We start from the raw sequence: 6,524 nt of genomic DNA, 5'->3' as shown, positions 1-6,524 counted from the left end.
AACACCGCGCAGGATGTGGTAGCGAACACCGGGAAGGTCTTTTACACGACCGCCACGTATCAGGACAACAGAGTGCTCCTGAAGGTTATGGCTTTCACCTGGGATATAGCTGATGACTTCAAAGCCATTTGTGAGACGGACTTTAGCAACTTTACGCATCGCCGAGTTCGGCTTCTTGGGCGTAGTTGTATAGACGCGTGTGCAAACGCCGCGCTTTTGAGGGTTGCCCTCAAGGTGAAGCGACTTGGAGCGTTTGACTTTCGGCTTCCGGGGCTTCCGGATGAGCTGTTGGATCGTTGGCATAGGGCTCTTTTCCCGTTTCTCAACACATATGTGCAAGGGTGTCCCCTCGCGGTTTCAATTCGCGTGCATCATGCGTCCACAACACACAAAAGCCGCATCGTTCCCATTCCGAGGTAAACGGCGCGGCGGGTTTACAGAGGATCGTCGCAGCAATAGCTCGGATCTTGACCACTCAAGTTATGCAAACGGCATTAGGGCGTGCCCATAGCCGGATGAGGCGCTTTTAGGGGGAGTCGCAAAGCTTGTCAACATGGCCAGCTCAATCGCTTTGACGCTAGGTGCGTCAGCCACAAACCCCGGCCCAAGCCGCCTCAAAGGCTTCAAGCTCCACTCCAAAGTCCGCCGCCATGGCAGCAGGCAGTTTTTCAAGTTTATACCGAAAGCTGTCGACTTTGCGCTCCTTAATGGCACTGTCATTTCCCCCATGCGCGCCCCGCACAAACATCGGCTTCTTGTTCAGACTCAAAACAGGCATATTCCGCCAAGTGCGCATATGCGGATAATTGAGCAGGCTGCGCGGATGGTCTGGCGGCAGATAGAGCGCAAGTGCAGGCGTCCAGAGCCGCGCCTCGACAGGATGATAGTTTACGCGCCCGTCATCCTCACAGCGCAACAGGAACCCGCGACAGAAATCAACAGCAACCCTCTTGTTGGCCTTATAGATCGGGCGCAGCTGCCGATATAGCCCTCGCAACTGCTCTACAAAGTCACGCGCTACTGCGTCGTCATCATCAAGGCGAAATTCCACCACAACATCTGCACTCGGATCACGATGCGCGCGCATCAGTGCCGTGCAGGCCTCCATATGGTTCTGCCCCTCTGGCAAAAACACAGGCTTCACCTGCTCCACATCCGCGATGAGCTCCAAAATCTGCCCGCGCCAGCGCTCAGGCAAATGCTCGCCCATCATCAAAACAAGCGTAAAGTCAGGGTCGCTCTGCACCCGCAGGCTCGGCAAGACCAGATGCTCCAAAAAGAAGAGCCGCACCTTCATGCGCGCCTCGGCGTAAAGCTCGCGTTGCAAAGCCTCAAGGCTTTCGCCCGTGCTGTTAAACGCCCCCGTCTGGCTCGGATAAGACCAGCGGCATAGGCCAAGAACCTGAAGCTTCGCCTGCCTCACACCCCTGCCCCCGCAGCTGGCCGTGCTGCCGCAGCCTTCGCAACGCGGCGGTTGATCTGACGCTCACGCAACAGCATGAAGACACCTGACCCGATCACGATCGCGGCGCCCAGAAGTGTGATAGGTTTGGGCCAATCGCCAAAGACCAGCCACCCCAAAAGCAACGCCCAAACCAGCGAGGTATACCGAAAAGTCGCCACAAAGCTGATCTCACCGATCCGCATCACCATGATCGAGCAGATATACCCCCCAATCACCATGACAGCCGCCCCCGCAATCATCATCGCGCCATATCCATCAACGGGAACCCACCCCTGCGACGGCGCTGCCATCGCAAAAAAGAACGTCACCCCAAGCGAGGAATAGAACGTCACAGCCATAGACGGCGTTTCAGGGCTTAGACGGCGCGTCGCCAAATCCCTGATTGTCACAACCACCACAGCCGCCAAAGTATAGAGTGAATAGATCGTAAAATCCTCAGCTCCTGGCCGAATGATCAACATAACCCCGAAAAAGCCCACAAAAATGGCCGCCAACCGCCGCCAGCCCACAGGCTCGCGAAAGAACACAGCTGCCGCCAGCGTAATCGCCAGCGGCAAGGCCTGCATGATCGCGCTGACATTGGCGATTGGCATATTAAACAATGCAGTCAGAAAGAAATAAGCCGAGGCCGCCTCTGCTGCCACGCGGACCAATACAAGCCCACGGTCCTGGCGCGGCACGGCAAAGCGCATCCGCCCCATCGCGAGCATCACGAGAGCGATAAGGCAGGTGGTCAGAATACCCCGCAGTGTCAAAATCTGAAACAACGGCAGTTGCGCCGAGATCATCTTCATAAAGGCGTCATTGAAGGTAAACGCCGCCATCGACGCCATCATCAGGACAGCCCCGCGTAGATTGTCTTGTGCCGAAATCATTCAAGCGCTCCAAGCATATCAATATCCAGTCCAAAATACTTTTGCACATCTGCCGCAACCGCCTCGGAGGGCTTTTTCCCCACAAGTCCAAGCTTCGCAGGATGTGAGTGATTGTCGCTATGGATCGTGCGCAAAAAACAGGGCGCGCTTATGTCAGAGTAGACATTATAATGTTGCGCCAAGGCGCGGTGGTTATAACGATACGGGTTGCGCGTATAGCTCTCGGGCGCAAGCAATGCCGTTCCGCAAGACAAAGGTGCCCGCTCCACAGTGTCAAACACGCGGCCCCTGCCCTTTGGCGCAGTCATATCGACATAAAACCCGCGGTTAAACGCAATCACTTGCGGCGTCTCAGGGCAAAGCGGCAAAAGCCCCCGCGCCAGAGCCTTCAACCGCGCGATATAATCCAGCGCCAGCGCATCATCATCATCCAGCCGAAAGGTGAGGCGGTGATTTGCGGTCTCATCATAGGCCGAGGCGTAGGCCTTCTTAATGAGCTGGTAATGCTGTTCAGGAGCCGCCGCAAAAATGCTGATGTTCTCATGGGGAGCCACCAATGCCTCAAGCCTTGCGCGAATGTCACACGGCAGCGCTTCAGCCGTCAGCACAACGAGGCGAAACCCTTGATCGCTCTGCCCCACAAGCGAAGGCAAACAAAGCGTTTCAAAAAGCCTTAGCCTGAGCGCCATCCGCGCAGGCGCAAAAAGCTGCTCGGCCAAGGCTTCATGGCTCTCATGTGCATGGAGCGAGAAATCCGTCGTCAAAACGGAAAACCGCACCACTCCGATCACTTGCAAACCTTCACTCATCTTTGCCATGAACCCTCTCCTCTGGGCAGGAAACACCCGATCCGCCCAAATGAAAAGCCTCAAAGACACCCCCCGCCAACACCAACCCCAAAAAGCAAAAAACCCCGCTCCTGAAAGCGGGGTTTTTCAATCAGTCTCGGAAAGCGCTTATTCTTCGCGGCTCTCTGGGATCTCGCTTGTCATGTCCTCGGCGGGTGCCGCCGCAAAAACATCGTCCTGAACAGGAGCTGCCAAGGCTGCTGCCGCTTCCGCTTCTTCGCGGCGCGCTTCAAGCACAACATTGTCACGGTCCTGAGCCACACGGCGCATTTGCTTCGTCGCACCACCTGTCCCCGCAGGGATCAAACGACCCACGATGACGTTTTCCTTGAGGCCAACCAGCTTGTCTTTCTTCCCTTGCACAGAGGCTTCGGTCAGAACGCGTGTTGTCTCTTGGAACGATGCCGCCGAGATGAAGGAACGTGTCTGCAAGCTCGCCTTGGTGATCCCGAGAAGGATCGGCTCGCCTTGTGCCACGCGTCCGCCACGGGCTTCCGCCTTGGCATTGGCCTCGTCAAACTCGACTTTGTCGACATTTTCGCCCTTAAGAAGCGTGGTGTCGCCACTGTCGAGAATTTCCCACTTCTGGAGCATCTGACGCACGATAACTTCGATGTGCTTATCGTTGATCTTCACGCCTTGCAGGCGGTAAACATCTTGCACCTCGTCGATCATGTAATCCGCCAGCGCTTCGACACCCATGATGGAGAGGATGTCATGCGGCGCAGGGTTACCGTCCATGATGTAATCGCCCTTCTGGACAAAGTCGCCTTCCATAACAGGAATGTGCTTGCCCTTCGGAACCATATATTCAACGGCTTCCATGCTCTCGTCTGATGGTTCAATCGAGATGCGGCGCTTGTTCTTATAGTCGCGGCCATAACGAACATAACCGTCGATCTCTGCGATGATAGCGTGGTCTTTCGGACGACGGGCTTCGAAAAGCTCGGCGACACGTGGCAGACCACCAGTAATGTCTTTCGTTTTCGCACCTTCACGTGGAATACGTGCAACAACATCACCCGCTTTGATCTCTTGGCCTTCTTCGACCGAAAGGATCGCATCCACAGACATCGGATAGGTCACAGGGTTGCCCGCGTCATTGCGCACTGGCTCGCCGTCTTTGTCCGACAGGATGATCTCTGGCTTAAGCTCGTTGCCTTTCGGAGCAGCGCGCCAGTCGATCACGATTTTCTGTGTCATGCCTGTCGCATCATCCGTCTCGTCGCGCACGGCAATACCGCTCACAAGGTCAACAAACTTGGCTGTGCCCGCTTTTTCCGCAATAATCGGAAGCGTGTAAGGGTCCCACTCAAAGAGCTTGTCGCCCCGCAGAACCTTGCCGCCTTCTTTGACGAAGAGCTTGGTGCCGTAGCTCAGCTTGTGGCTCGCACGTTCCTCACCATCGTCACCGACAATCGCGATTTTCATGTTACGGCCAACAACCAGAGCTTCGCCCGCTTCGTTCTCAAGCAGAGACGCGTTTTCAAAGGTAATCTTACCCTCTTGGCTCGCCTCAAGGAACGATTGCTGACCACCTTGCGCAACGCCGCCGATGTGGAATGTCCGCATCGTCAGCTGTGTGCCCGGTTCGCCGATCGACTGCGCCGCGATGATGCCGACGGCCTCACCTTGGTTGACCATGGTGCCGCGCGCGAGATCACGCCCGTAACACATGGCGCAAACGCCATCTTCCGCTTCGCAGGTCAGCGGGCTGCGGATACGCGTGCTTACAACACCCGCTTCCTCAATCGCATCGGCCATACGCTCGTCGATCATCGTGCCCTGCGCGACGATCACGTCGTCTGTGCCTGGCTTGAGGATATCGTCTGCGGCCACACGGCCCAAGAGACGCTCTGCCAGTGAAGACACAACTTCACCGTCGTTCACGGCAGCTTCGGCTGTGATTGCGCGCTCTGTTCCACAGTCATGCTCACGCACGATGCAGTCTTGCGCAACGTCCACAAGGCGACGTGTGAGGTAGCCCGAGTTCGCTGTCTTCAGAGCGGTGTCCGAAAGACCTTTCCGCGCGCCGTGAGTAGAGTTGAAGTACTCAAGAACGTTCAGACCTTCTTTAAAGTTCGAGATGATCGGTGTCTCGATGATGTCGCCGTTCGGTTTGGCCATCAGGCCACGCATCCCGCCGAGCTGTTTCATCTGAGTGACCGAGCCACGCGCGCCTGAGTGGGCCATCATGTAAACCGAATTCGGCTCCATAACAGCGCCGTTTTCGTCGCGCTTGTCCGCCGAGATGGTGTTCATCATGGCTTCGGTGACTTTGTCGTTACACTTTGACCAAGCATCAACAACTTTGTTGTATTTCTCGCCCTGTGTGATCAGGCCGTCGAGATACTGCTGTTCAAAGTCCTTCACAAAGCCGCGTGTCTCGTCAACGATCGTCCACTTGGTGCCAGGAACAACCATGTCGTCCTTACCAAAGGAAATCCCCGCCTTGAAAGCTTCGCGGAAGCCCATGGTCATGATCTGGTCACAGAAAATAACAGACTCTTTCTGCCCGCAATAGCGGTAGACCGTGTCAATCACCTGCTGCACTTCACGCTTGCGCAGCAAACGGTTCACAAGATCAAACGGCGCTTTGTTGTTCTGCGGCAGAAGCGCACCAAGGCGCACACGTCCTGGTGTGGTTTCAAAACGCTGCATCACAGTGTTGCCTTCGGCGTCCACCTGCGGGATCCGCGCGATGATCTTTGAGTGCAAATGCACAGCACCTGAGTCAAGCGCGTGCTGCACTTCTTCAATGGAGCCAAAGGCCATGCCTTCGCCAACCATGCCTTCACGCTCGATGGTCGTATAGTAGAGACCCAAGATCATGTCCTGTGACGGAACAATGATCGGCGCGCCGTTGGCCGGCGACAGAACGTTGTTGGTCGACATCATGAGAACCCGTGCCTCAAGCTGGGCTTCCAGCGAAAGCGGCACGTGAACAGCCATTTGGTCACCGTCAAAGTCGGCGTTAAAGGCAGAGCAAACGAGCGGGTGAAGCTGAATGGCTTTGCCCTCGATCAACACAGGTTCAAACGCTTGGATACCGAGGCGGTGAAGCGTTGGAGCACGGTTGAGCATGACAGGGTGTTCGCGGATCACTTCATCCAAGATATCCCAAACTTCGGGGCGCTCTTTTTCAACAAGCTTCTTGGCTTGTTTCACAGTCGCCGAAAGGCCTTTGGCCTCCAAACGGCTGTAGATAAACGGTTTGAAAAGCTCGAGTGCCATCTTCTTGGGAAGACCACACTGATGCAGCTTAAGCTCCGGACCCGTCACAATGACAGACCGGCCCGAGAAGTCGACGCGCTTACCCAAAAGGTTCTGACGGAA

At 55.9% G+C, this 6,524-nt stretch carries 5 protein-coding genes; all 5 read right to left on the bottom strand.

From position 1 onward, the window contains the following. On the bottom strand, window positions 1–303 hold a 303-nt coding region (gene rpsL / locus ACTF58_RS13260), incomplete at its 3' end, for a 30S ribosomal protein S12 (RefSeq protein WP_438992443.1). A 283-nt stretch (window positions 304–586) separates the two neighbouring features. After that, the gene (locus ACTF58_RS13255) at window positions 587–1,423 is read right to left on the bottom strand and encodes a glycosyltransferase (RefSeq protein ID WP_438992442.1); all 837 of its coding nucleotides are present in this window, start codon (window positions 1,421–1,423) and stop codon (window positions 587–589) included. After that, a complete protein-coding gene (locus tag ACTF58_RS13250; protein WP_438992441.1) occupies window positions 1,420–2,340 on the bottom strand; it encodes a DMT family transporter in 921 nt (306 codons plus the stop codon). Before ACTF58_RS13250 ends, ACTF58_RS13255 begins: the two co-directional genes overlap by 4 nt. Continuing rightward, window positions 2,337–3,158: a glycosyltransferase gene (locus ACTF58_RS13245; RefSeq protein ID WP_438992440.1), complete on the bottom strand. Its 822-nt coding sequence runs from the start codon at window positions 3,156–3,158 to the stop codon at window positions 2,337–2,339. Before ACTF58_RS13245 ends, ACTF58_RS13250 begins: the two co-directional genes overlap by 4 nt. A 138-nt stretch (window positions 3,159–3,296) precedes the next feature. Then, the coding region (rpoC, locus tag ACTF58_RS13240) for a DNA-directed RNA polymerase subunit beta' (RefSeq protein WP_438992439.1) at window positions 3,297–6,524 on the bottom strand (3,228 nt) is incomplete at its 5' end.

This window comes from Lentibacter sp., assembly GCF_965657785.1.
Lineage (GTDB): Bacteria > Pseudomonadota > Alphaproteobacteria > Rhodobacterales > Rhodobacteraceae > Lentibacter.
The sequence above is the reverse complement of the archived record's forward strand: the minus strand, read 5'-3'. Positions and strand labels throughout refer to the sequence as shown.

Coding starts and splice junctions, on each gene's coding strand:
- ACTF58_RS13250 (WP_438992441.1), bottom strand. CDS start 2,340: ATGATTTCGGCACAAGACAATCTACGCGGGGCTGTCCTGATGATGGCG.
- ACTF58_RS13245 (WP_438992440.1), bottom strand. CDS start 3,158: ATGGCAAAGATGAGTGAAGGTTTGCAAGTGATCGGAGTGGTGCGGTTT.